This is a genomic window from Streptomyces sp. NPDC002044, from assembly GCF_040296725.1.
Classification (GTDB): Bacteria; Actinomycetota; Actinomycetes; order Streptomycetales; family Streptomycetaceae; genus Streptomyces; species Streptomyces antarcticus.
The window spans coordinates 1-22334 of sequence record NZ_JBEOXU010000077.1; the positions used below are offsets into that span (position 1 = coordinate 1).

Genomic DNA, 22334 nt, shown 5'->3' on the forward strand with positions numbered 1-22334 from the left:
CTGAACGCGGCCCGGAGGCCGCGTGCCTCAGGGGGCCGCGTCCCCCGCGCGGCGTCCGCGGTCCGGCGGCCCCGGCCGGGACGCGGGCCCCGGCCGGGACGCGGCGCCCTCCGCTCCGGCGCGCTGGGTGACCGCCGCGTGGGCCAGGGCCAGTTCCACCACGTGCGCCGGGTCGGAGAGGGCGCGGCCGGTGAGCTGCTCCAGGCGGCGCAGCCGGTTGGAGACCGTGTTGCGGTGGCAGTACAGCCGCTGGGCGGCGTGCGTCGTGGACCCCCGGCAGGCCAGCCAGGTGCCCAGCGTGGTCAGCAGCACCCGGCGGTCCTCCGCGGGCAGCGCCAGCACCGGACCCAGCACCACCTGGCGCAGCCGCCCCGCGAGTTCGGCCTGGGAGGCGACCAGCGCCGCCGGCAGCCGCTCGTCGAGCAGGGCGGTGCGCGGGCCGCCCGAGGCCGGGGCGGTGCGCAGGGCCAGGGCCGCCAGCCGGTGCGCCCGGGCGACCTCGGCCGGCGCCTCCACCACCGGGCTGACCCCGGCCCGCACCCGGAGCGGCGCCAGCAGTTCCCGTACGGACTCCAGCGGATGGTGGCCCAGCTGCACCAGGCCGCTCTCCCCGTCGGCGCGGATCCGCCACAGCACGCGCGGGTCACCGCAGGCGCCGGGTCTCGGGCCCGCGGCGTCGGCGCCTGCGGCGGCCAGCACGACCACGGCGAAGCGCCCCCGCTCCGGGAGCCCCAGCTGAGCCGCGGCCTCCGAGGCGCCGGGCCCGTCCACGGCGGCCGAGCCGTCCAGCAGCGCGTCGAGAAGGGCCGCGCGGCGCTCCCGGTCGCGGTCGGTGCGCGCGGCCTCCGTGGTCCGGTACGACTCGGTGACGGCGTCCGTCATCTGGTCCAGTACGTCCCACAGCGCGGTCGCGCCCGGCAGCAGCCGGGGGAGCGCGGCCCGGTCGTGCGCGGAGACCGCCTCCGTGAGGGTCAGCCAGAGCAGCCGTCCGCCCCGGCGGTAGGTGCGCAGCAGGGAGGCGAGCGGCAGCCCCTGCTCGGCCCGGAGCGTACCGGTGGCCCGGGCGTCGGCCAGCTCGACCGGTAAGCCGCGGGAGCTGCGGACCAGGCCGTCGACGGCCTGGCGGAGGTTGTGATGGATGCGTTCGCGCAGTTCGGCCCGGCCGAGCAGGGCGGCGTAGGCGGGGTCCTCGGCCAGCGTCCGCTCGGCGAGCCGGTCCGCCGCCGCCGCGATCCGGCGGGACAGGTCCTCGCGTATCTCCTCGATGATCCGCTCCATGACGGGCAGCCTGACACGGGGGAGGGGGCGGTGGGGAGGGCCGGGACGCGGTGCATCCGCTACCGTGACCGAAGTACTGCGCCTGCAGTGCCCACCCCGCCGCGTGCCGGCCCCGCCCGGGCCCCAGCGCCGGGCGAGGAGCCGGCGCCGATCCCCGAGGACGACCCCATGCGCCAGAACCCGCAGCGCCGCGCCGCGCTGCTCGACGCCGCCATCGAAGTCCTGGCCCGCGAGGGCTCGCGCGGCCTGACCCTGCGCGCGGTGGACGCGGAGGCGGGCGTCCCGACGGGAACCGCCTCGAACTACTTCGCCCACCGGGCTCAGCTCCTCGTACAGATCCTGCACCGCACGCGCGAGCGTCTGGTCCCCGACCCCGCCGACCTCGTCGGCCCGCTCGACACCAAGGTGCTGCTCGGGCAGCTCCTGGACCGGATGCGCCGCGAGCGGAGCGTCCACATCGCCTCCCTGGAACTGCGCCTGGAGGCCACCCGGCGCCCCGAACTCCAGGCCGAACTGGCCGGGTTGCAGGGCGCGGAGCTGGAGGCGAACGTCGCCTGGCACCTGGAGTCGGGTCTGCCCGGGGACCGGCAGGGCGTCGTGCTGCTGTACCTCGCGATGCTGGGCCTGATCGTGGACGACCTGACCGTGCCCGCACTGCTGGAGCCCTACCCGGTGGAGGGCCTGATCGAGGCGATGGCCGAGCGGCTCCTCCCGTAGCGGCACTTCCCGTAGCGGCACTTCCCGAAGCGGGTCCTCCCGGGGCTCCTCCCGAGTGGCTCCTCCCGTAGCGCGACGCGGAAGTGACGGGAGCGACCACAGAGTTGAGAGGGGCAGAAGGGACCAGAGAGGTGTCCGGTGCGCCCCGGAGCGGGGACGGCCGGACGGACGGGCGGTGATCTTATGCTCAGGTTTACGCGAGTCAGCTGGTTTTGGGGCCGGTGAGCGACTTTGATGGGTCGGCCAGGCCTCGTACCGGAGCAGGGGGATCACTCATGCGCACCGAACACAGCCAGAAGCACAGCACGCCCACCCTGATCGGTTCGGTGCAGCGTGCGCTGCGCCTCGTGGAAGCGATGTACGCGGAGAACGGCGCGACGGCCAAGCGGCTCGCCCGGGTCACCGGCATCCCGCTGCCCACCGTCTACCACCTGCTCCGCACCCTCAGCCACGAGGGCTACGTGCGGCACGAAGGAGGCTCGTTCCGGCTCGCCGACGATCTTCCGCTCGCTTCCTGATCAGAAGGTGACGGGTTCCGGCCAAGCTGTCACACGCTTCGGCGCACGTTCCAGCGGAAAATGCCAGAACGCCTTTTCGCACTGCGGAAGTTGAGTAGGTTCCCTCCTGTCGCGCCGTACGACCGTGCACCCCGCACGTCCGGCCGGGAGGGGAGCCCGCGTGCCCGGGATCGACGAATGCCTGCTCGAAGCCATGGCCTTGCCTGGTGCGCGGGGGGCCGCGCTGGTCGACTGGAGCAGCGGACTGGCCCTCGGCACCGCCGGGGACTCGCCCGTGGGCGACCACGAGACCACCGCGGCCGAGACCGCCGAGCTGGCGCGGGCCGCCGCGGAATACGAGTCGTTCGCGCCGTCGGAGGACGAACAGATATCCGGCGGCGGAGCACTCTCCGGCCCGCCCGTGGAGGACCTGATCGTCACCACCCGCACCGGCTACCACGTCCTGCGCTTCGTCGAGACCAGCTTCGACAGCAGCGTCTTCCTCCACCTCTGGCTGGACCGGACCGAGGGCAACCTCGCCCTCGCCCGGCACAGACTCCGCAGCCTCGCCGAGGGGCTGGTGCTCAGATGACCGCCCCGGCCCCCGCCCCCGCGCCGGTCCCGCTGCCGGCTCCGATGACCGCCGTCTCGCCGCTCCTCACCCGACTCGCCGCCGAGCGCGCCACCGGCGCCCTGCTCCGCGACCGCGGCACCCTCTTCCTGGAGGACGGCCGCATAGTCCACGCGGAGAGTCCGGCCACACCCGGCCTCGACGTGCTGCTCACCACCGGCGGCGGCCTGGCCCCCGAGCGCTGGCGCGAGGCCCTGGACCGGGCCGGCGCCCGCCGCCAGGTCGCCCGCTTCCTCGTCGACAGCGGCGGGCTCGCGGGCGGCGAGCTGGAGATCTGCCACCTCGCCGCGATCTTCGACGCCGCGTTCTTCGCCCTCTCCCCGGGCAGCGGCCCCTCCCGGTTCCGCCGCGGGGCCACCCACTGGATCGGCTCCGTGCGCTCCGTCCCCGCCGCCGCCGTCGAGCGCGAGACCCGCCGCCGGCGGGAGCTGCTCGACGCGGTCTGGCCCTACCCGCTGCTGGACACCGCCCCGGTGGTGCCCCGGCCCGCCGCGCCGGGGCAGACGGTCACCCCGCGCCAGCGCCTCCTGCTGCACCACGCGGACGGCGTCCGCACCCCGGCCGACCTCGCGTGGGTGCTGGGACGGCCCGCCTTCCACACGCTCCTCGACGTACGGCGCCTCGCGGCGGCCGGACTCGTCGACACCCCGCACGCCGCGGCACCCGCCCCGGCCGCGGAACCGCTGCCCGACTGGATGACCCAGGCCCAATCCCCGGACGTGGCACTGCTCCGCCGGTTACGCGACGCACTGGAGGCAAGCCTGTGAGGCTCCCGCTGCGACCGGCCCTGCGCGCCGACCGCTCCGAGCGCAGGCTGCCCGAGCGGCAGCCCGAGAGCCAGGCCGAAAGGAGAAGGGCCGACATGAGTACGGTGCCCGCCGAGGCGGAGGCCGAGATACTCGCCGAGCTCCGCAGGCTCCGGGCCCGCGTTCCCCAGCTCACCGGGGCCCTCGCCGCGAGCGTCGACGGACTCGTGCTGGCCCAGGACAGCGCCGCCACCGAGGCCGAGACCGTGGCCGCCCTGACCGCGGCCGCCCTCGGGGTGGCCCAGCGGCTGAGCGACAGCACCGGCCAGGGCGTCTTCCGCGAGCTGCTCGTGCGCGGGGAACACGGGTACGTGGCGACGTACGCGGCGGGCGAGGCGGCCGTCCTCACCCTGCTCGCGGAGCCCCGCGTCAACGTCGGGCGCCTCCACCTGGAGGCCCGGCGCTCCAGCCTGCGCATCGCCGACCTCATAGACCACACCCTCGGGCGCCGGGGCCCCGGCAGTCCGCCGACGTAGCCCGGCGTCGGCGGCGCCACGCCCGTCAGGCTCCCCACCCGCACTTCCGTCCACCCGCACCGCGACAGCCGTGCACACCGAAACAGCTCACCAGCGAACAAGAAAGAGGAACCTCACATGGCCAACGTGGAAACCGCACTGAAGGAAGCGACCACTTCGATCGAGGGCGCGATCGGCGCCGCCCTCGTCGACTACGGCAGCGGCATGGCCCTCGGTACCGTCGGCGGCGGCAAGGACCTGGACCTGGCCGTCGCCGCCGCGGGCAACACCGACGTGGTGCGCGCCAAGGTCCGCACGATGGAGATGCTCGGCCTCCAGGACGACATCGAGGACATCCTGATCACCCTCGGCGGGCAGTACCACCTCATCCGGCTGCTGAAGGGCCGCGGCGCCACCGGCTTCTTCCTCTACCTGGCCCTCGACCGGGGCCGGGCCAACCTCGCGATGGCCCGCCACCAGCTGAAGAAGATCGAGAACGAGCTGGAGATCTGACCCGCGAGCCCGTCCCGGACCCGCTCCGGAGGCCTTCGTCAAGGTGGCGGGCGGCTTAATTCTTTGCCGTCCGCCCCGGCGATCAGTCTGGATATGTCCAAGATGGTGGGATTTTAAGAATCTGTTACAGAGTACGATGCTGTAATCAGCCGATCATCGATAAAGCATAAAACGCTGGAGAATTCGCCACCCATGCCCCCGCGCTTGAGCATCGTCGTCCCCGTCTACAACGTCGAGCTCTACCTCGACGAGTGCCTGGAGTCCCTTGCCGCTCAGACCTTCACCGACTTCGAGGCCATCCTCGTAGACGATGGATCCACGGACACCAGCGCCGTCATCGCGAAGGCCTTCGCCGCGCGGGACAAGCGGTTCCGGGTCGTCATGCAGGAGAACGCCGGCCTCGGTGCCGCCCGCAACGTCGGTGCCCGGCACGCACACGAGGACAGCGAGTACCTGGCGTTCGTCGACAGTGACGACACCATGCCCACGTACGCGTACGAGCGCCTCATCGCGGCCCTCGACGAGACGGGCTCGGACTTCGCGGGCGGCAACGTCAAGCGCTTCCGCTCCGTCGGCATGCAGCAGTCCTGGGGCCACCGGGCGGCGTTCGCCAAGACCCAGCTGAAGACCCACATCTCCACGTTCCCGGCGCTGGTCACCGACCGCACCGCGTGGAACAAGGTCTACCGGCGCACCTTCTGGAACGAGCACGGCTTCCAGTACCCGGAGGGCATCCTCTACGAGGACGCCCCGGTCAGCATCCCCGCGCACTACTTCGCCTCCAGCGTCGACATCATCAGCGACTGCGTCTACCACTGGCGCGTCCGCGAGACCGGCGAGCGCTCCATCACCCAGCGCTCCACCGACCCGGTCTCCCTGATCGACCGCGTGACCTCCGTCCGCCTGGTCCGCGAGGCCCTCAAGGGCAAGGAGGGCGCCAAGTACGCCCGCTACCTGCGCGACTACGACTACAACGTACTGAGCGAGGAACTGCCGCTCATCTACAAGTACGTCGGTGAGGGCGGCCAGGACTTCCGCGACGCGTTCGTCAAGGAGGTCGGCGGTCTCGTCCGCGAGATCGGCACCGGCCCCTGGTCCGACCTGACCGTGGCCGACCGCCTGAAGGCGTTCCTGGCCCGCGAAGGACGCGTCGAGGACTTCATCGCCCTCCAGGACCACCAGCGGGACTACCACTACAGCGTCCCGGTCAAGGGCCTCGCCCGCCCGCAGGCGGACTACCCCTTCCTCCAGGGCCGCCCTCCCGTGCCCCCCAGGATCCTCACGCTCGGCCCGCGCGAGCGCCGCGTCGTCAGCCGCCTCGAGCAGGCCGCCTGGGCCGACGGCAAGCTGCTCCTGCGCGGCTACGCCCTGCCCGGCCACCTCGGCGCCGAAAGCCGCCTGGGCTCCCGCAAGATGCTGGTGTTCCGCGAGGGCGGCAAGCGCCGCCGCTCCGTCGTCAGCGCCCGTACGGTCGCCTCCCCGATGGCCACCGTCAACTCCCCGCACCTGGCTCTGCGCCACGCGGACTGGGCCGGCTTCACCGCCGTCGTCGACCCCTCGATCTTCCAGTCGGGCGGCACCTGGCGCGACGGCGTCTGGACCACCTCCGTCGCCGTGACCGGCGCCGGCGGTCTGCACCGCGCCCGCCTGCGGGGCGGCGAGCACGACACCGGCCAGAACCCGCCCGCGCACTGGGTCGCCCCCGACGTGCGCATCCTGCCGGTGGTCTCCGGTTCCCTCACCATCCAGGTCGAGACGGTCCGCGCCCGCGCGCTGGACGTCCGCCCGGCCGGTGACGACGCCCTGGACGTCGTCGGTGAACTCGCCGCCGAAGTGGGCGCCGGCGCCACCCTGCGGGCCCTCCACACCACCACCGGGACCGTCCTGTCGTTCCCGCTGGAGACCTCCGCCGCCGCGGGCGGCCGCGTTCCCTTCACCGCCCGCGTGCCGCTGGCCGCACTGGCCGCCGTCCCGGACGCCGAGTGCCTGCCCGGCGAGTGGACCCCGCAGCCCTGGACCCTGACGGTGGTCGGCGCCGACGGCACCGAACACCCGCTGGCCCACGACGAGCGCGGCGGGTTCACCGGCCTGGTCGTCCCGCTGCCCGGCGGCGACCGGGGACGCTCCCTGTTCGCCAAGCGCGGCAACACCGGCCACCTGATCCTCTCCGCGCAGCCCTCGCCGCCGCTGGTCGACGGGGTCACCGCGAAGGACGGCGCCATAACCCTGCGCGGCCGCTTCCTCGCACCGACCGACGAACCGTACGAACTGGTCCTGCACAACGTGCACGGCGTCGAGTTCAGCTACCCGGTCACCCGCGACGGGGACTCCTTCGAGACCACCTTCGTCCCCGCCCTCCCCGAGGCGTACGCGGGCCGCACCACGCTGCCCGAGGGCCGCTGGTGGCCCACCCTGCGCCCGGTCGCGCAGGGCGGAACCACCGCCGGCCTGCTCGGCGTCGACCGCGGCGCCCCGGTGCAGATGGGCCCCGGCCTGCTCTTCGCCGGTCCGCACCCGCTCACCGTGCAGGGCCGCCGGATGCGCGTCGAGGCCCGCTTCCACGACCGCATGGTGATCGTCTCGGACCCGCTGCTCAGCCCGCACGACCGCTCCAACTTCGCCCAGCGCGTGGCCCGCTACGAGACCTACCCGGCGCAGCGCGCCCTCCCGGTCAAGGACATGGTCGTCTACGACACCTTCCAGGGGAACGGCGCCGGCGACTCGCCGCGTTCCATCCACGAGGAACTCCTGCGCCGCGGCGAGAAGCTGGAGCACATCTGGCTCGTCCGCGACGGCCGCGCCGAGGTCCCCGAGACCGCCCGCGCCGTCCAGTACGACAGCGTCGAGTCCTGGGACGTGCTGGCCCGGGCCCGCTACTACGTGGTCAACTCCAACGTGCCGCGGAACTTCCTGCGCCGCTCCGGCCAGACCGTGGTCCAGACGTGGCACGGCACCCCGATCAAGCAGATCGGCCACGACTACGTCCACGACTACTACACGAGCCCCGAGGTGCTGGAGGGCCTGGAGCACGACAGCGCCCAGTGGACGCTGCTCGCCTCCCCGAGCTCCTACGCCACCCCGCTCCTCAAGCGCGCCCTCGGCTACGCCGGCGAGGTCGTCGAGTCCGGCAGCCCGCGCACGGACGCGCTGGTCAAGCCCGACCCGGAGCGGGTCGCCGAGGTACGCCGCCGGCTCGGCCTGCCCGAGGGCAAGAAGGTCGTCCTGTACATGCCGACCTGGCGGGAGAACCGCGAGGGCTTCTCCGGCGGCTACAAGCTCGACCTGAACATCGACCTCGACGAGGCCCGCCGCGCGCTCGGCGAGGACCACGTCCTGCTGGTCCGCGGCCACCACAACGTGGGCGAGCAGGTCCGCGAGGGCGTCCGCGACGGCTTCGTCGTCGACGTGTCGCGCTGGCCCGACGCCACCGATCTGCTGCTGGTCGCCGACGTGCTGATCTCGGACTACTCTTCCGCGATCTTCGATTTCGCGGTGACCGACCGGCCGATCCTGCTGTTCACGTACGACCTGGAGCACTACCGGGGCACGCTGCGCGGCTTCAACTTCGACCTGGAGGAGAAGGCGCCCGGTCCGCTGCTCGCGGACTCGGCGAGCCTGATCGCGGCCGTCCGCGACGCGGACTCCGTCGCCGCCGAGTACGCCGGGGCGCGGGCGGCGTTCCGCGCCGAGTTCTGCGACCTCGACGACGGCGCCGCCGCGAAGCGGGTCGTCGACCGCATGCTCGGCGTCACCGGGACGCCCGGGAAGTAGCCCGTACGAGCGAATCCCAGGCGGGACACAGACCGGCCCCGGGCCCACCGATGAGATCCGGGCCCGGGGCCGGTCTGTATGTGCGGACGGGTATCCACCGTCCGCGCAACGGCCTGGAGGCAGTCATGACCGGCAAGGGATTCACCACGTGCCTGTGGTTCGACGGCAACGCGGAGGAGGCGGCCGACTTCTACCTCTCCGTCTTCAAGGACGGGAAGCTCGGGCGGATCGGCCGCTACACGGAGGCGGGACCCGGGCCGGCGGGCACGGTGATGGTCGTCGAGTTCGAGATCAACGGACAGCAGTTCGTCGGCATCAACGGCGGCCCGCAGTTCCCCTTCACGGAGGCCGTCTCCTTCCAGATCCACTGCGCCGACCAGGCCGAGGCCGACCACTACTGGGAGGTGCTCACCCGCGACGGCGGACAGGAAGGGCCCTGCGGCTGGCTCAAGGACAGGTTCGGGCTCTCCTGGCAGGTCACTCCGGTCGAGGCCGTCGAGCTGATCGCCGACCCGGATCCGCGGCGGGCCGCCCGCGCCACCGCCGCGATGCTGCGGATGAAGAAGCTCGACGTGGCGGAGCTGCGCCGGGCAGCCGACGCCGCCTGAACCCGGCCCCGCACCCCGCGGACGCCGGGTCCGCGGGGCCGGCCGGGGGCGGGGGCGGAGCCGGGTTGCCGATCGCTCCGGTGAATCCCGCCCCCCACAGGAGTGAGTCCGGGCCGCGCCCCTCCCGGCGAACCCGCCCCGGCGGCTACAAACCGGACATGAGACTCATGCCGTACGGCCCCCGCGCCCGTTCCCTGCTGCTCGTCCTCCTCGCGCTGCCGGCCCTGTCCGCCGCCCCCGCCCTCGCGGCCGCGCCGGCGCCGTCGGCCGCGCACCGTCACACCGCCACCCAGATCAGCCGCTTCCTCACCTCCTTCTACGGCGAGCACGGGCCCACTCCGTACGACCGCGAGTACCGGGTCTCGCAGGTGCTCAAGGACAAGCAGGAGGCGGCCCCGGAGGCGGACGTCCTGCTCTGCTCCCAGAACCGGCCGCTGGGCGTGGGCATCGGCCCCGTCACCGTCGCCCAGTCGGCCGGGGTCGGCTGGGCCACCGTCACCACCCGCTGGGCGGCCGACGCCACGGACACCTTCACCGCGTACGTACGCCTGGACTCCCTCCCCATCCGGCTCGACGACGTGATCTGCGCGGGCTGACCCTCGGTACCCGGCCCGCGGAGCCGGGCCCGGGCCCTTCCGGCATCTGGTACAACACGGGACATGACGGGATCGGGATTCGAGATCGGCGGCGCGGGCGCCGCCGACATGGAGCTGATGCGGGCCTGGGCCGAGGAGGAGGGCTGGAACCCGGGGGACTCGGACCGGTTCGCGTTCGCGGCCGCCGACCCGGAGGGATTCCTCATCGGCCGCGTCGACGGCGAACCGGTGGCCTGCGTCTCCGCGGTGCGCTACGGGGCCGGCCTCGGCTTCATCGGCTTCTACATCGCCCGCCCCGCCCACCGCGGACAGGGGTACGGCATCCGGTTGTGGCGTGCCGGGACGGAGCGGCTCCGCGGGCGGCTCGTCGGCCTCGACGGGGTCGTCGCCCAGCGGGACAACTACCGCAGGTCCGGGTTCCGTCCGGCGTGGGTCAACACCCGTCTCGAAGGGGTGCCCGGCGGATCCGGCGTCCCGGCCGGTGTGGAACTGGTGGACGCCGGGTCGCTCCCCTTCGGGCGGCTGGCCTCCTACGACCGCCGGTTCTTCCCCGAGTCCCGCGACGCCTTCCTCTCCCTCTGGACCGGCCTGCCCGGCAGGACGGCCCTGGCCGCCGTCCGCGACGGCCGGATCGAGGGACTCGGGGTGATCCGCCCGTCCGCCGGTCCCTCCCGGGTCGGCCCCCTGTACGCCGCCGGCCCCGAGGTGGCGGCCGCGCTGCTGCGGGGGCTCGCCCGGCACGCCCCCGACGGGCGGGTCTGCGTGGACGCGCCGGACGCGAACGCGGCCGCCGCCGGGCTGCTCGCGGGCCTCGGTCTCGCGCCGAGCTTCGAGACGGTCCGGATGTACACCGGCCCCGCCCCCGAAGCCGACCTCGCCGGGATCTACGGGGTCACCAGTCTCGAACTGGGCTGACGGGCGGGGCGGGTGGCCCCGGTCCGCGCGGACCTCCCGCCCCCCTCCGCCCCCCGCGTCCCTCACCGGCTCCCTCACCGGCTCCCTCGCCGAGCCCCTTGCCGGCCGGACGGCGGTCGCACGGCGCCGCCCGGCTCCGGGTGGCGCGGGGTCAGAAGGAGAACAGCGCGCCGGTGGCGTTCCCCAGGCCGCACGGGTTGCCGAAGGTGTACGCGTAGCTCATCCGCTGGCCCTGCCACACCCCGTCCGCCCGGACCGTCATCGGATTCCACTCCCTGGTACACGCGGTGTTCGGAGCCGGCGCGGCGAGCGCGTCCAACTCGGGGCTGTTGGCGAGTAATTCGGCGCACGCGGCGGCCGGGTCCGGGTGCGTCCCGCCCGGCGTCGGCGCGCAGACGAGGGTCACCGCCCGCAGCACCGTTCCGGCGTCGGCGTCCTCCCCGGCCGCCACGCTGAGCACGAGTGCGGACGGGGCGTACAGGCTCGCCGTACCGGCGGGGGCGGCTCCGGCCGCTCCCGGCCAGGCCAGCGCGGTGAGCGCGGTGAGCGCCATGGCAGCCGAACCGAGCCCGAGACCCCTTGCGATGGACCGCATTTCGAACACTCCCTTGGGTTGTTGTTTCGGATAGCGGACAGAGTCTTGCCCACGCGGTCCGCGAACGCCCGTTCGCACCCCCATTTTTCGTCACCGATCGTGTACGGATGACCGCAGACCGCAGCGGTGTGAGTCGGCTGACCAGTGCGGGAGCGGTCGGCCGAATCGGCCGAACACCGACGCGGAGACCCTCCCGAAACGCCCCGGAACCCTTGCGGCAACGCGCGCGGACAGGGTGTTGGCGGGCCGCGGACCCCCGTCGGGACAGGCTCGTCCGACCCGCGGCGCGGGGGGTGCGGGCACGCCGACGGCGCGGGCCGCCGTGTGCGGCGGTCCGCGGGCGGGCCCGGTGTCAGCGGGCCGCGGTGTGCGGGGCGTACAGGTCGAGGAGACGGGTGCGGGTCTGGTGCAGCCGGAGGGCGAGCACGCGCCCGACCCAGTGCCCCACCGCGGAACCGAACGCGGGATCGGCGTCCATCAGCATCCGTATGCCGGGGCCGTCGAATTCGTAGGCGCGCACCGGTGTCATCGCCTCGGCGCCCAGCTGCCACACGTACGGCGGGAACAGCCACGACCAGCCCACCAGCTCACCGGGGCCGAGGTTCTCCACGGACGCGGGCCGACGGCCGGGCACGGGGATCTCCAGGGTCACGGTTCCCGAGCGCACGATCCAGAACGACTCCGCCCGCGAGCCCTCGTCGAAGATCCGCGCGCCCTCCCGGAAGTGGACCTCCCGGGCCTGCGACATCAGCCTCCCGCGGTGCTCCGTGGACAGGACGGCGGCGATCCGGATGGGAGAAGGTGTGCTCACGACGGCCTCCGATCACGACCCCCCGGTGGCTCCTGCTCATCCCAGTGTCGCCGACACCCGCCCGATCGAGAGCGGTCGCGCACGGCTTCTTCCCGGGGTACTCTCCCGGTCCTTCCGGGGTACTGTCCCGGAGTCCCCAACCGGGCCGGTGCGGGGCCCTCTCCGGGCCATGGGGCGGGTCGTCGCCCGGGGGGCCTACTCCTCGGCGCTCGCTTCCAGGCAGGCCAGCTCCACCGCGTCGAGCACCGCCTCGTGGCTGCGCCGGCTGAGTTCCGCGACGTTCTCGATCTGCGCCGTCGCCCAGGCCGCCAGCGTCATCACCAGGACGCGGAGCCCGTCGGTGCCGTACTCCGCCAGGATCGCGTCGGCGACGATCATGGCGTCCTCGGGCACCTGCTCCGGCGGCTCCAGGCCCGCCAGGCCGCGCAGCATGACGAGGGTCCGGCGGGAGATCTCCGGCGTCATCCTCGCCAGTCGCATGTCTTCTTCGTCGTCCATCAGCCCCACCTCCGGTGCCGTGCCCGTCCCCCCAGGGCACCGTAGAGGTGCCCGGACCCGGCGCGTGGCGCTTTTGCCAGGGTTACGGGGGGTAAACGGGTGGCACCAGTGGGTTCCGGTTGACGCGATCCGGATCATGCCACGACGAATCACGGCATTCCGCTCACCCCCCGCCGGCCTCCCCGCCGGCCCTCCCCGCCGCCGCTCCCCGCCGTTTCGGCGCCGTCCCTCCCGCCGCCCCTTCCGTCTCGCCGACCGGCCCCATCCGTACGCCCGTTGGCTTCCCTGCTCGGGGACCTGCCGGTAACTTGACCGCGGCGCAGCCCGCCCCGGGCGGCCGACCACGGCAGGAGCGAGATGAAGAGCCTCATGCGCGCCGTCCTCTGCGCCCTGCTGCTGCTGGCCGGCGGGCCGCCCGTCCTGGCCGCCGCGCCACCGGAGCCAGTGCCGGTCGCGGCCGCCGCGGAAACCTGGACCCCGCCGCTGTCCACCCGCGGCCGCCACATCGTCGACGCCCGGGGCGAGAGGTTCCGTCTGCGCTCCGGCAACTGGGACGGCGCCCAGGGCTCCTGGACCGGTTCCGGCGACCGCGCCGACCCGGCCGCGCACCACAGCGGACAGAACGCCCACGGCATCCCCCTCGGCCTGGACCGCGTGCCGATGTCCGTCCTGCTCGCCGACTTCCGCGCCCTCGGGCTCAACAGCGTCCGGCTGCCCTTCTCCAACGAGATGCTCCGCACCGCGGCCCCCATCCCGGACGCGGCCGTCGCCGCCAACCCCGCGCTGCGCGGCCGCACCCCGCTCCAGGTCTTCGACGCCGTGGTCGCGGCCCTGACCGACGCCGGGTTCGCCGTCATCCTCAACAACCACACCGTGACCACCCGCTGGTGCTGCGGACTCGACGGCAACGAGCGCTGGAACAGCGGCCAATCCACCGCGCGGTGGGCCGACGACTGGGTCTTCCTCGCCCGCCGATACCGCGACAACCCGCGCGTGGTCGGCGCCGACCTCTACAACGAGGTCCGCCGCGACGTCCTCGACGACCCGAACTGGGGCCTCGGCGACCAGCACGACTGGCACGCGGCCGCCCAAGAGGCCGCCGACCGCATCCTCACCGAGGCCAATCCCGACCTGCTCATCGTGGTCGAGGGCATCAACTGGACCGGTTTGCCCGTGGACGGCTTTCCGCACGGCCGCCCCACCCTCACCCCCGTCCGGGCCCTTTCCCACACCCTGACCGTCTCCGGCAAGCTGGTCTACTCGGCCCACTTCTACGGCTACACCGGCCCGCGGCACAGCGGCGCCACCGGCATCGGCGAGACCAGCGACCCCCGTTACCAGGACCTGACCGGCGCGCAACTGGAACAGATCCTCTACGAGCAGGCGTTCTTCGTCTCCGCCGAGACCGGCGCGCACTTCACCGCGCCCGTCTGGATCAGCGAGTTCGGCATCGGGGCCGACGAGAACGGCGCCGCGCCCCGTGCCTGGTTCGAGCGCCTCACCGACCGGCTGACCCGCTCCGACGCCGACTTCGCCTACTGGCCCCTGGTCGGCTGGAGCACCACCGCGCAGGGCACGCCCGGCGGTGACACCTGGGCGGTGCTGCGCTACGACGCCGCCGGCCGCCGATCCGGGGTGCTCGACGCCGCCGACTGGCGCACCGGACCCTGGACCGCCCTGACCACAGCCCCCGGCCGCACCGGGCCGGTCCCGGCCGTTCCCGCCTGGTACCAGCTCACCACCGACCACCGCGACCACAACGCCTCCCTGCGCACCCGGGCCGGCGGCGACTGGGACGCCGGGGCCCGCAAGGCGGTGTGCCCCGACGGCTCCCGGCTGGCCGGCCTCGCCCACACCGGCGGGCGCGGGCTGTGCTCCACCTCCGACCTGCGCGCCCCGGCCGGCGGACACACGGTGGTCCGCGACGAGGCGTACGTACCGCAGGGCGGCGACTGGGCCACCGGCTACACGAAGCTCCAGTGCCCGGCCGGCCAGTTCCTGACCGGCTACAGCCGCCGGGGCGACCGGGTCTCGGCGGCCCTGTGCGCCCCGGCCCGTGCGGTCCTCCCCGGGGGCGGGCGCACGCTGTGGTTCGACCGTGGCGACAACCGCCCGCCGGGCGGACCCGGCGCCGACTTCGCCACCGGGCACCTGAAGGGGCAGTGCCTGCCCACCGAGTACGCGGCGGGCATCGCCTTCACCACTCGCGCGGCCGCCCGCCCCTCCCCGGCGGCCCTGCTCTGCCGGCCCCTGCCCCCGGCCTGACCCGCGCTCCGGGCGGCTCGTTTCCCGTACGCGTGTTCACGCCGGAGCGTCGGAGCGGCCGGTGTGCGGCCGGTGCGCGGCCGGTGCGCGGGCGTTCCGCGGAGCGATTCGGCATCTGATGTGCCAAGTGGGATGAACGGAGCGCCGATCCGTCCTAGGGTGCGCCCGTACGCATGGTTTGCGGACAGCTGTACGGCTGTTTCAGGCCATGACTCACCCGGCCGCGCGTGACACGGCCGTAGCGCACACCGAACTGGGGGGTTCATGCGTAGATCCAGAAGCCTGGCGGCCGCACTCGGCCTGGCCCTTGCCGCAACCGGCGCGACGATAGGTCTCGGCCTCGTTCCGCAGGCTGCGGCGCTCACCCCGCCCGTCGCCTTCACCGCCGACGCGCTGGCGACCTGGCAGCCCAACGGAGTCGTCTGGGCGCTCGCCGAAGCGGGCGGCAAGGTCTTCGTCGGCGGCACCTTCTCCGTCCTTCGTCCGCCCACGGGCGGCGCCGGCAGTGAGCAGTCCGCCGTCAACTTCGCCGCCCTCGACGCGGCGACCGGCGCACCCACCGCCTGCACCCTGTCCTTCACCGTCGGCGGCGGCACCGCCACCGTCCGCGCGCTCACCCTCTCGCCCGACCAGCAGACCCTGTACGCGGGCGGCTACTTCGGCGCCGTCAACGGCACCCCCGTCTCCAGCCTCGCCGCGATCGACGTGGCGACCTGCACGGTGAAGACGGGCTTCCGCCCGGCGTTCGCCGCCACCGTCCGCGCCCTGGCGGTCACCGGCGACACCGTCTACGCGGGCGGCGACTTCCTCACCGTCGCCGGCCAGCAGCGCGAGCGCTTCGCGGCGGTCGACGCGGACAACGGGGCGCTGCGCCCCTTCAGGGCCGACGCCGACGAGCCCGGCCGGGCCGTCGAGGTCACCCCCGACGGCAGCAAGGTCATCCTCGGCGGGGACTTCTTCACCGTCAACGGGACGAACACGCACGCGCTGGCCGTCGTCGACTCCACCACCGGCGCACTCGCCACGTCCTACCCCGGCTTCATCGAGAACAACTCGGTGGTCAAGGACGTCGCGACCGACGCGACCGGCTTCTACACCGCCAACGAGGGCACGGGCGGCGGCGTCTTCGACGGCCGCATCGCCCTCAACCTCGCCGACCTGGGCCAGCGCTGGCGCGACACCTGCCTCGGCGCGACCCAGGCGGTGCTCCCGTACCAGGACGTGCTGTACAGCGCCTCGCACGCCCACGACTGCTCCAGCGTCGGAGAGTTCCCCGACGGCCAGCGCCACCACCTCCTCGCGCAGCCGACCACCGGCACCGGCAAGCTGGGCTGGGCACCCGACACCAACGACGGCATCGGTGAGGGCATCGGCCCGCGCGTCATGGCGGTCGGCTCCAAGAGCGGCGTCCAGTACCTCTGGGTCGGCGGTGAGTTCACCACCGTCAACGGGGCCGCGCAGCAGAGCCTGACCCGGTTCGCCTCCACCGGGGACACCGGCGCGCCCACCGTGCCGGTGGCCAGTGCGGTCAGCTTCGCGCCCGGCGAGGCCCAGGTCCGCTGGCGCACCAGCCTCGACCTGGACGACAGCGCCCTGACCTACAAGATCTACCGCAACGGCGCGGCCACCCCCATCGCCACGGTCAACGCCGACTCCCTGTTCTTCCGGCGCCCGCAGACCTCGTGGACCGACACCACCGTCTCGCCGGGCCAGTCGTACACGTACCGCGTGACGGCCACCGACGCCGCCGGCAACGCCAGCGCCCTGTCGGCGACGGCGAGCGTGACGGTGCCCACCTCGGTGGACGGCTACCCGAACCAGGTCCGCACCGACGGGGCGCAGCAGTACTGGCGCTACGACGAGTCGGCGCTGCCCTTCGCCGCCGACTCCTCGGTGAGCGGCAACCAGGCGGGCGTGCACCTGAACGGGCCCGCCCTGCGCCAGACACCGGGAGCCGTCACCGGCGCCAGTACGGCGATCGGCTTCGACGGCACGGACACCCAGGTGTACGGGGACAAGCGCCAGAACGTGGGCAGCACGTACACCGTCGAGACCTGGTTCCGGACGAACACCACCCGGGGCGGCAAACTCGTCGGCTTCGGGAACAACCAGGACCGTACGAGCAGTCAGTACGACAAGCACGTCTACATGACCAATGACGGCCGGCTGGTCTTCGGCGTCTACACCGGGGCCACCCGCACCGTCACCACCACCGCCGCCTACAACGACAACGCCTGGCACCACGTCGTCGCGACCCAGGGGCCGGGCGGGATGACCCTGTACGTGGACGGCGTCCAGAGGGGCACCCTCAACGTCACCACGCACGAGAACTTCTCGGGCTACTGGCACGCCGGCGGTGACAACCTCAATGGCTGGCCGAACCGGCCGACCAGCGACTTCTGGGCGGGCCGGCTCGACGAGACCGCCGTCTACCCGACCGTCCTGAGCGCGGCGCAGGTGCAGAACCACTTCACCCTCGCCTCCGCCCCGGCCGACTCGGTCGTGGAGGTGACCGCCTCCGAGGACACCTACGCCAACGCCGGCGCGCCCGGCACCAACTACGGGACCTCCGGCTCGCTCGCGGTGCGCGGCAGCTCCTTCTACGCGAGTTACCTGCGCTTCGAGCTGCCCGCGGCGCCCGCGGGCACGGTGCTCAAGTCGGCCGTCCTCGGCGTGAAGACGAGCACGATGAGCGGCGCCGGCACCACGGACACCGTGTCGGTGGTCCCGGTCACCGGGGCGTGGACCGAGGCGGGCACCACGTACAGCAACCGCCCGGCCCTGGGCGGTACGGCGCTCGGCACCTTCGCGGGCGTTCCTGACGGCTCGGCGGTGCACTCCACCGGGCTGAACACCCCGGCTGTGGCGGCCGCGCTGGGTACCGGCTACGGGCTGGCGCTGACCAGCACCGGTACGGACGCGCTGTGGCTGTGGTCTTCGCAGGCCCAGGCCAACGAGGGGACGCCGCGGCTGACGCTGACCTTCGGGGCGCCGTAGCCGAGGACCGAACGGGCGAGGGGGCGCGGGCCGAGGGCGGCTCGCGCCCCCTCGTGCCGTTCCGGGCTCCCTTCGTTGCCGAACCGTGATGAGTTTTTGGCATGAGAGGCCAAGTATTCGTTCCGTACCCGCATCCACGACTAGAAAGGACCGGAGCGAGCCCATCCCGGCGACGCGGACGGCGCCGGCCGTCGGCGGCCGGGGACATGGAAAGGCGGTGGATGTTCCGTGCGTGAGTGCGGCAGGACCGAAGCGATCGTGGTCGATTTCCCTCCGGGGAGTCCGAGTTCCGGCGCCGCCACCTGATGCGCGCCGTGATGCCGAATCCCGTGTCGTTTTCGGTGGAAAGCGCTTCCGCCGAGGAGTACCGACTCCTCGCGTCGACCATCCGGTCCAGGGCGGCGGAGGTGCGGGGCTTCTCGGACAATGCGGGGGGCGGGGAGGCAAGAGTGCGTTACCTCCCCGTGCGCATGCAGCAGAGAGGTCTTTTCGTCGAGCTCTACATCGAACTCCGGGTGCACAATCCGGGGATTCGCCTCGTCGGTTTCCGCAACACCTTCGAAGACGGGCAGGCGCCCCCGGAAGCCCATTTCCGCCATGTGCGCGACTCGGTCGCGCCACCGGGCATCCGGAGAGCGGAAGCCCTGCCGTTCGGTGGCGGCCGTTCCCTCGAGGCGGCGGCCGACGTGGGACGGGCGAGCCTTCCCCTGGGGCGGCGGTCCATGGTCAACGCGATCATCTGGCTCCACCGGAACACCGACCCGAAGTGCACCGCACGGGCGATCCTCGCGCTCTCGGAAATGCTCTGCGAGGCCGCCCGGTCGCCCGTCCTCGCGGACGGGATGGCACGCCTCTGGATGACCGGCGGGCCCCTGTCGGCCGCGATGAGGACAGCCGCCTGACGGCGCCCCTCGAATTCACCGCAGGGGTCCCGGGACGGGTCGCCTGATATTCGCCACCACGGCGCGGCCGTGGTACTCCGGGGCGCGTACTCCGGGGCGCGCCGAGCCGTTCCCCACCCCGTCGGACCCGCATGCGCGCGCGTTATTGCGGCAGAATCCGCGCAGGCTGTCATCCGCCTGCCCTTAACATTCTTCGATCCCTCATTCCGAAGCGTTCTCGCAGGCCGGGGCGCAGGCTGTCAGCCATTCGGAAAATTCTTCAAAGAAGCACCAATCCAAGGGTGTTGGTGCCCCGAAGAAGGAGCGAGACCCTCTTCGTGGACTCTTTTCAACCTCGTACGATCCGCGATTCCCATACCGGGAATCCATGGAACAGGAGCGAATGTGATAGCCAAGCGCACCGGCCGCCTCGTGGCACTCGCCGCCGTACCCGCCGCCGTGTTCCTGACCGTCGGCCTCTCCGGCCCAGCTCTCGCGGACGGCGGGAAGGCGTACCAGATCGACCTGGCGCAGCTGAACGGCTCCGGTGCCCGGGGGACCGTCATGCTCAGCCTCAAGGGCAGGCAGCTCACCGTGCAGATCGAGTCCGAGGGCATGGTGCCCGGACAGCCGTCGGCCCAGCACCTGCACGGCTCCACCAAGGCCCACGACTTCCACTGCCCCGACGCCAGCGACGACACCGACGGCGACGGGATACTCAGCAACACCGAGGCCACGGTCGACTACGGCGACATCAACATCTCCCTCACCACGTCCGGCAGCACCGAGGCGGCCAGCGGTCTCGCCGTGGACCGCATGCCCGTCGCCGACAAGCAGGGAAAGGTCTCCTACAAGCGGACGATTCCCGTCGGCCAGGACGTGGTCGACAGCATCAAGGACCTGCACGTCGTGCAGCACGGCATCGACCGCAACAACAATGACAAGTACGACTTCGAAGGGGCCGGGAAGAGCGAGCTCGACCCGAAGCTCCCCCAGGAGGCCACGGCTCCGACCAACTGCGGAGAGGTCAAGGGGGCGGCCGTGGGCTCCATCCCGGTCGGCGGCATCGAGACGGGCGGCTCCGCCCCGCAGGGCGCGTCGGCGCCGACGGCGACGATGGCCGGGGCGGCCATCGCCCTGTCCGTGGCGGCGGTCGGCGCGGTGACGGCCGCACGGAGGCGGGCCACCGCGGTCCCCGTCCGCAGGGACCGTACGGGCGGCGCCGCGTGAAGCCGTCTGCGCCCCGCGTCACCGGCCCCGGCGCGTCCACCGCGCGGCCCCGCCGCCGGGCCGCGGGCCCCCTGGCCGCCACCGCGCTCGCCGCGCTGCTCCTCGCCGGGTGCTCCGGCCAGGACCCGGCGGCCCCCTCGACTCCGCAGGGCCAGGCCCCCCAGGGGCAGGCCCAGCCGGGCGGGGCGCCGGCCGCCGGTGGCGCGGACACCCCCGCCGGGGAGCTGTCCCCGGGCGGCCACGGCGCGTCGCCCGGAGCCGGGGCGTCCGGCGGTACGAGCGCGGGTACGGGTGCGGGAGGAGGTCAGGCCAAGGCCGCCCTCGCCCGCTCCGCACCGCAGAAGATCTCGATTCCGTCGCTCGGCGTCTCCAGCTCTCTGGAGACGCTCCGGCAGAACGCGGACGGAACCATGGAGACCCCGAAGGACCCCGGTCTCGCGGGCTGGTACGAACCGGGGCCGACCCCCGGTTCCCAGGGCCCGGCCGTGATCGCGGGTCACGTCACCTGGAACGGCGCGTCGGCCGTGTTCGAGAAGCTGAAGACGATGAAGGCCGGCGACACGATCAAGGTGACCAGGCAGGACAACAAGACGGTCACCTTCACGGTGAACCGGGTCGCCGAGTACCCGAAGGCCGAGTTCCCGACGCTCGAGGTCTACAAGAACCTCGACCACGCGGGTCTGCGCCTGGTGACCTGCGGCGGCGACTTCGACCCGAAGAAGCACTACTACAAGAGCAACGTGGTGGTGTTCGCCCAGATGACGGGCACCGCGTAGCCCGGCGCCGCGGAGCCCACCACAGCACAGCACAGCACAGCACAGCACAGCACAGCACAGCACAGCACAGCACAGCCCGGCCCGGCGCCGGGGATCCCGGGAGGCGACACCCCCTGGGCCCCGCGGCCGGCGGACGCCCGGTGCGGTCCCCGGTTTCCCGGGGCCCGGCCGCGGCGCTCAGTCCCGGTCCTCGTGGTGCACGCCGGGGACGGTTCCAGGTCGACTTCCTCATGCTCGTCGCCGCGGCCGGCGCCGCCTCCATCGGCCCCTGGGAGGAGGGCGCCGTCCTCCTCGTCCTGTTCAGCCTCGGCCACGCCCTGGAGGGCTACGCCATGGACCGCGCCCGGCGCTCCATCGAGGCCCTCGGCGCCCTCGACGTGGTCGTCACCCGGCTCGCCCGTGACAACACCCTGGCCCGGGTGGTCCGCCTGGTCCGGGACGCCGACCAGCGGACCTCACCGACCCAGCGGTTCACCGACCGCTTCCAGAAGGTCTTCGTACCGGGCGTGCTCGTGCTCGTCCTGGTCAAGGGCGGGGCGCCGCTGGAGGAGTTCGGCCGGCTGCGCACCCTCGCCTTCGACAAGACGGGCATCCTCACCGAGGGCCGCCCCCGCCTCACCGAGATCGAGCCGGCCGCCGGAGCCGGGCGCGAGGAACTCCCGCGCACCGCGGTGGCCCGCGCAGCGCCTCAGCGACCACCCGCTCGCCCAGGCCGTCGTACGGGACGGGGCGCCCCTCGTCACCGGCGGCCCGCTGCCCGAGGCCGGCGACCTGCGGGCGGTCATCGGCCGCGGCGTCTGTCGGCGAGGACCAGCGGGTGGCCGACGCGGTGGGCCGCGCGGTCGGCATGGACGAGGTCCGCGGCGGCCTGATGCCGCAGGACAAGGCCGACGAGGTGGCCCGGCCGCGCCACCCGGACGACCGCGGCGCGCTCAGCCCAGCCGGTAACTGAAGGCGTACGCGACCGAGGTCTCCCCGTGGCGGTAGGTGAACCCGCCGGTCCCGCCGAGGCCGGTCAGGCCCCCGGTGCCGGAGCCGGGGACCACCGCGAAACGGCAGGTGGTGCCGCCGGCGTCGAAGCTGCCGGACTCCTCCAGGACGAAAGAGCCCGTACGGCCGTCCACGCTGCCGGTGAGCAGCTCCATGCCGGTGTACGTGCCGACGTTCTCCCCGGTGTACGCGATCGTGTACGCGCAACTGGTCCCGGACGCCTCCACACCGCCGGTGAAGGTGTTCGTGACCAGGGCACGGGCGAGCCGCGGGGCGCCGTCGGGGGAGCCGACGGGAAGCTCCTCCCAGCCCGCGTACGTGAAACGGCCGGTGGTCCGCACGGCGTCGGTCTCCACGGCGTCAGTCTCCACGGCGTCGGTCTCCACGGAGGACGTCGACGGCTCCGGGCGCCGGGCCCGGTCGGGGATGAACGTGGACATGGCGGTCCTCTCGGCAGGCCGGGCGGAAGCTCCGCCCGGCGGGTGAACAGGGGTCCGGCCAGGG

Annotated in this window: 21 protein-coding genes; 16 read left to right on the forward strand and 5 right to left on the reverse strand. The window is 73.3% G+C overall.

Features of this window, described 5'->3' with window-relative positions:
* Positions 1 to 27: 27 nt before the first annotated feature.
* Positions 28 to 1278, reverse strand: coding sequence for an RsbRD N-terminal domain-containing protein (locus ABT106_RS19710; protein ID WP_351278899.1), 1251 nt, complete (start codon positions 1276 to 1278; stop codon positions 28 to 30).
* A gap of 168 nt (positions 1279 to 1446) precedes the next feature.
* Here ABT106_RS19710 and ABT106_RS19715 point away from each other — a divergent pair, with 168 nt between their 5' ends.
* The 10 genes from ABT106_RS19715 (at position 1447) to ABT106_RS19760 (ending at position 10787) form a co-directional block, all read left to right on the forward strand.
* A complete protein-coding gene (locus tag ABT106_RS19715; protein WP_351278901.1) occupies positions 1447 to 1995 on the forward strand; it encodes a TetR/AcrR family transcriptional regulator in 549 nt (182 codons plus the stop codon).
* Between the two features lie 275 nt (positions 1996 to 2270).
* The gene (locus ABT106_RS19720) at positions 2271 to 2513 is read left to right on the forward strand and encodes a helix-turn-helix domain-containing protein (protein ID WP_502979432.1); all 243 of its coding nucleotides are present in this window, start codon (positions 2271 to 2273) and stop codon (positions 2511 to 2513) included.
* A gap of 160 nt (positions 2514 to 2673) precedes the next feature.
* Entirely contained in the window at positions 2674 to 3084 is a 411-nt protein-coding gene (locus tag ABT106_RS19725; protein WP_351278903.1) for a hypothetical protein, read from the forward strand.
* Positions 3081 to 3890, forward strand: a complete 810-nt coding sequence (locus ABT106_RS19730; protein ID WP_351278906.1) for a transcriptional regulator — start codon at positions 3081 to 3083, stop codon at positions 3888 to 3890. Before ABT106_RS19725 ends, ABT106_RS19730 begins: the two co-directional genes overlap by 4 nt.
* Positions 3891 to 3985: 95 nt before the next feature.
* Positions 3986 to 4405, forward strand: coding sequence for a roadblock/LC7 domain-containing protein (locus ABT106_RS19735; protein ID WP_351278908.1), 420 nt, complete (start codon positions 3986 to 3988; stop codon positions 4403 to 4405).
* Positions 4406 to 4522: 117 nt separating this feature from the next.
* Entirely contained in the window at positions 4523 to 4897 is a 375-nt protein-coding gene (locus ABT106_RS19740; RefSeq protein ID WP_351278911.1) for a hypothetical protein, read from the forward strand.
* 204 nt (positions 4898 to 5101) lie between these two features.
* Positions 5102 to 8668, forward strand: coding sequence for a bifunctional glycosyltransferase/CDP-glycerol:glycerophosphate glycerophosphotransferase (locus ABT106_RS19745; RefSeq protein ID WP_351278913.1), 3567 nt, complete (start codon positions 5102 to 5104; stop codon positions 8666 to 8668).
* Between the two features lie 125 nt (positions 8669 to 8793).
* Positions 8794 to 9276 carry a VOC family protein gene (locus ABT106_RS19750; RefSeq protein WP_351278916.1) on the forward strand — a complete coding sequence of 161 codons (483 nt, stop codon included), beginning with the start codon at positions 8794 to 8796 and terminating at the stop codon, positions 9274 to 9276.
* Positions 9277 to 9434: 158 nt separating this feature from the next.
* Positions 9435 to 9872 (forward strand): hypothetical protein, encoded by a 438-nt coding sequence (locus ABT106_RS19755; protein WP_351278918.1) that lies wholly within the window; start codon positions 9435 to 9437, stop codon positions 9870 to 9872.
* A gap of 63 nt (positions 9873 to 9935) precedes the next feature.
* Positions 9936 to 10787, forward strand: a complete 852-nt coding sequence (locus ABT106_RS19760) for a GNAT family N-acetyltransferase (protein ID WP_351278921.1) — start codon at positions 9936 to 9938, stop codon at positions 10785 to 10787.
* Between the two features lie 151 nt (positions 10788 to 10938).
* On the opposite strand, the gene ABT106_RS19765 is transcribed toward ABT106_RS19760, so the two are convergent.
* The 3 genes from ABT106_RS19765 to ABT106_RS19775 form a co-directional block, all read right to left on the reverse strand.
* Positions 10939 to 11382, reverse strand: a complete 444-nt coding sequence (locus tag ABT106_RS19765; RefSeq protein WP_351278923.1) for a subtilase-type protease inhibitor — start codon at positions 11380 to 11382, stop codon at positions 10939 to 10941.
* A 352-nt stretch (positions 11383 to 11734) separates the two neighbouring features.
* Complete coding sequence (locus ABT106_RS19770; protein ID WP_267726221.1) at positions 11735 to 12193, reverse strand: Crp/Fnr family transcriptional regulator; 459 nt, start codon at positions 12191 to 12193, stop codon at positions 11735 to 11737.
* A 195-nt stretch (positions 12194 to 12388) separates the two neighbouring features.
* Entirely contained in the window at positions 12389 to 12691 is a 303-nt protein-coding gene (locus ABT106_RS19775) for a hypothetical protein (protein WP_267726219.1), read from the reverse strand.
* A gap of 357 nt (positions 12692 to 13048) precedes the next feature.
* Here ABT106_RS19775 and ABT106_RS19780 point away from each other — a divergent pair, with 357 nt between their 5' ends.
* The 6 genes from ABT106_RS19780 (at position 13049) to ABT106_RS19805 (ending at position 21712) form a co-directional block, all read left to right on the forward strand.
* The gene (locus tag ABT106_RS19780; protein ID WP_351278927.1) at positions 13049 to 14956 is read left to right on the forward strand and encodes a glycoside hydrolase family 5 protein; all 1908 of its coding nucleotides are present in this window, start codon (positions 13049 to 13051) and stop codon (positions 14954 to 14956) included.
* Between the two features lie 264 nt (positions 14957 to 15220).
* Complete coding sequence (locus tag ABT106_RS19785; protein ID WP_351278930.1) at positions 15221 to 17953, forward strand: LamG-like jellyroll fold domain-containing protein; 2733 nt, start codon at positions 15221 to 15223, stop codon at positions 17951 to 17953.
* Between the two features lie 236 nt (positions 17954 to 18189).
* The gene (locus ABT106_RS19790; RefSeq protein WP_351278932.1) at positions 18190 to 18855 is read left to right on the forward strand and encodes a ribosome-inactivating family protein; all 666 of its coding nucleotides are present in this window, start codon (positions 18190 to 18192) and stop codon (positions 18853 to 18855) included.
* A 384-nt stretch (positions 18856 to 19239) separates the two neighbouring features.
* Positions 19240 to 20064 (forward strand): hypothetical protein, encoded by an 825-nt coding sequence (locus tag ABT106_RS19795; RefSeq protein ID WP_351278935.1) that lies wholly within the window; start codon positions 19240 to 19242, stop codon positions 20062 to 20064.
* Positions 20061 to 20840, forward strand: coding sequence for a class F sortase (locus ABT106_RS19800; RefSeq protein WP_351278937.1), 780 nt, complete (start codon positions 20061 to 20063; stop codon positions 20838 to 20840). The genes ABT106_RS19795 and ABT106_RS19800 overlap by 4 nt, the downstream gene beginning before the upstream one ends.
* 230 nt (positions 20841 to 21070) lie before the next feature.
* Positions 21071 to 21712: an HAD family hydrolase gene (locus tag ABT106_RS19805; RefSeq protein ID WP_351278940.1), complete on the forward strand. Its 642-nt coding sequence runs from the start codon at positions 21071 to 21073 to the stop codon at positions 21710 to 21712.
* A gap of 60 nt (positions 21713 to 21772) precedes the next feature.
* Here ABT106_RS19805 and ABT106_RS19810 read toward each other — a convergent pair whose 3' ends face one another.
* The gene (locus ABT106_RS19810) at positions 21773 to 22270 is read right to left on the reverse strand and encodes a DUF3224 domain-containing protein (RefSeq protein ID WP_351278942.1); all 498 of its coding nucleotides are present in this window, start codon (positions 22268 to 22270) and stop codon (positions 21773 to 21775) included.
* Between the last annotated feature and the right edge of the window lie 64 nt (positions 22271 to 22334).

Coding starts and splice junctions, on each gene's coding strand:
- ABT106_RS19765 (WP_351278923.1), bottom strand. CDS start 11,382: ATGCGGTCCATCGCAAGGGGTCTCGGGCTCGGTTCGGCTGCCATGGCG.
- ABT106_RS19740 (WP_351278911.1), top strand. CDS start 4,523: ATGGCCAACGTGGAAACCGCACTGAAGGAAGCGACCACTTCGATCGAG.
- ABT106_RS19715 (WP_351278901.1), top strand. CDS start 1,447: ATGCGCCAGAACCCGCAGCGCCGCGCCGCGCTGCTCGACGCCGCCATC.
- ABT106_RS19805 (WP_351278940.1), top strand. CDS start 21,071: ATGCTCGTCGCCGCGGCCGGCGCCGCCTCCATCGGCCCCTGGGAGGAG.
- ABT106_RS19760 (WP_351278921.1), top strand. CDS start 9,936: ATGACGGGATCGGGATTCGAGATCGGCGGCGCGGGCGCCGCCGACATG.
- ABT106_RS19775 (WP_267726219.1), bottom strand. CDS start 12,691: ATGGACGACGAAGAAGACATGCGACTGGCGAGGATGACGCCGGAGATC.
- ABT106_RS19810 (WP_351278942.1), bottom strand. CDS start 22,270: ATGTCCACGTTCATCCCCGACCGGGCCCGGCGCCCGGAGCCGTCGACG.
- ABT106_RS19750 (WP_351278916.1), top strand. CDS start 8,794: ATGACCGGCAAGGGATTCACCACGTGCCTGTGGTTCGACGGCAACGCG.
- ABT106_RS19720 (WP_502979432.1), top strand. CDS start 2,271: ATGCGCACCGAACACAGCCAGAAGCACAGCACGCCCACCCTGATCGGT.
- ABT106_RS19755 (WP_351278918.1), top strand. CDS start 9,435: ATGAGACTCATGCCGTACGGCCCCCGCGCCCGTTCCCTGCTGCTCGTC.
- ABT106_RS19735 (WP_351278908.1), top strand. CDS start 3,986: ATGAGTACGGTGCCCGCCGAGGCGGAGGCCGAGATACTCGCCGAGCTC.
- ABT106_RS19730 (WP_351278906.1), top strand. CDS start 3,081: ATGACCGCCCCGGCCCCCGCCCCCGCGCCGGTCCCGCTGCCGGCTCCG.
- ABT106_RS19710 (WP_351278899.1), bottom strand. CDS start 1,278: ATGGAGCGGATCATCGAGGAGATACGCGAGGACCTGTCCCGCCGGATC.
- ABT106_RS19785 (WP_351278930.1), top strand. CDS start 15,221: ATGCGTAGATCCAGAAGCCTGGCGGCCGCACTCGGCCTGGCCCTTGCC.
- ABT106_RS19780 (WP_351278927.1), top strand. CDS start 13,049: ATGAAGAGCCTCATGCGCGCCGTCCTCTGCGCCCTGCTGCTGCTGGCC.